The 1,436-nt window shown below is 65.9% G+C and carries 1 protein-coding gene; it reads right to left on the bottom strand.

The features are described 5' to 3' along the window. On the bottom strand, positions 1-1,168 hold a 1,168-nt coding region (locus tag HMPREF3165_RS06560), incomplete at its 3' end, for a peptide MFS transporter (RefSeq protein WP_256275147.1). Positions 1,169-1,436 lie beyond the last annotated feature (268 nt).

Here is a 1,436-nt window from a genome sequence, read left to right as displayed (position 1 = left end):
TCATGATGGTGGAGGGAAACCTGCCCGCCCGCCGGGTGAAGAGCCAGCCGATGAATGGTGCGAGGATGACGATCGCGGCCGGGTTGATGGACTGGTAGGTCTCGGGGGTGATGGCCCAGCCGAGCCACGGGATAGTGCCGTCGGTGTTGTCCTTGGCGAAGGTGGCCATCTTGCCGGCCGCCTGCTCGGTAATCATGAAGAACAGGACCGCGCCGATCCACAGGGGGATGTAGGCGCGCAGGTGGGTGCGCTCGCGGGCCGTGACCTTGGGGGAGCGGAACATGAGGACGAAGTAGCCCAGGGCGGCACCTGCCGGGATGATGAGCATGGTCGCGGAGATGGCGTCGAGCAGGCTGCCGGTCAGGACGTTGAGGACCGAGACGAGTGCGGTCGCGGCCACCACGGTCAGAAGCGAGGCGAGTACGAAGCTCCGGCGCTCCTGGGGGCGGATGGGGTTGGGGACGGTGAAGGCGAAGGCCGAGAGCTTGTGGCGGCCGTAGATGAAGGCGATCAGGGCCACCCCCATGCCGACGGCGGCCGAGAAGAAGCCGGCGTGGTAGCCGTAGTGCTCACGCAGCCAGCCGGTCACCAGCGGAGACGCCAGTGATCCGAGGTTGACCGACATGTAGAACAGTTGGAAGCCGGCGTCGCGCCGAGGGTCGTCGTCATCGTAGAGACCCCCGACGATCGTGGACAGGTTCGGCTTGATGAAGCCGGTGCCCACGGCCACCAGCACGATCCCCGTCCAGGCGAGGGCAGGCGCGGGAATGGACAGGCAGATATGGCCCGCCATGATGACGACGCCGCCGTAGAGGGTGGACAGCCACGGTCCGATGATGCGGTCGGCGAAGATGCCCCCGGGAATGGCCAGCAGGTAGACGGCCGCACTGTAGGAGGCCAGAATGACCTGCCCGGAGTTGGCGCTCAGGCCCAGGCCGCCGCCGGCCACGGTGTCGGTGATGAAGTACAGCAGGATGGCGCGCATGCCGTAGTAGGAGAAGCGCTCCCACATTTCCACGTTGAGCATCCAGGGCAGTCCACGGGGGTGACCGAACAGCCCCCGGTCCTGCTTCGACGGCGTCGTGCGCAGGGTGGCGGGTCGCCACCGACTGGCGATCATCCGACCAGTATCGAGATCGTCCTCGACGGGAGTCGGGGTCGTTGACATGAGACTCTCCCTTCCTGTGGTCAGGTGAGGCGTGCCGCCGGACCGTCAGTGTCCGGCACGAACCACAGGTACTCATGCACCCTACCCCGCCCGTGAGGTAATTTCGGGAGAACGCGAAGATGGCTGTCCGAAGCGGCCCATGAGGTCGGCAAGTCCGGGAGGCGCATTGCCCCCTCTGGGATCCATCGTCGGCAGCCGGACCTCGCGGTCGTAGGTTAGTCCGCGGGATCGTGCCTTGAACCTACTGTGTTGTCTCATGACTTCTGAG

It is taken from the genome of Actinomyces sp. HMSC08A09, from assembly GCF_001807465.1.
Classification (GTDB): domain Bacteria; phylum Actinomycetota; class Actinomycetes; order Actinomycetales; family Actinomycetaceae; genus Actinomyces; species Actinomyces oris.
The sequence above is the reverse complement of the archived record's forward strand: the minus strand, read 5'-3'. Positions and strand labels throughout refer to the sequence as shown.